The 320-nt window shown below is 76.6% G+C and carries 1 pseudogene; it reads left to right on the top strand.

Annotated elements, in window-relative coordinates:
- Nucleotides 1–320: pseudogene (locus A33M_RS16075) on the top strand (IS4-like element ISGvi2 family transposase); the annotation flags it as partial.

A 320-nucleotide genomic window follows, 5' to 3' on the forward strand; every position in this document is an offset into this window, starting at 1 on the left:
TCCATCCGGTGGTGGCGGTGGACGCCGAGACCGAGGCGGTGATCGGGCTCGCCGGGGCGCGCATCTGGACCCGGGCGGACGAGCCGGTCGCCTCGCGCCGCGGCCGCGCCGTCGCGGAGAAGGAATCGCAGCGCTGGCTCGACGGCTGCACCACCGCGGCCGCGGCGCTGCAGCAGGCCGCCGCCGTGACCATGGTGGCCGACCGCGAGAGCGACCTCTACGAGCTGTTCGTGCACCGCCCCGAGCGCCTCGATCTGATCGTCCGCGCCGCCCAGGACCGTCGGCTCGCCGAGGGCGGGCGGCTGTTCGAGGCGCTCGCC

The organism is Rhodovulum sp. PH10 (assembly GCF_000293785.1).
Lineage (GTDB): Bacteria > Pseudomonadota > Alphaproteobacteria > Rhizobiales > Xanthobacteraceae > Rhodoplanes.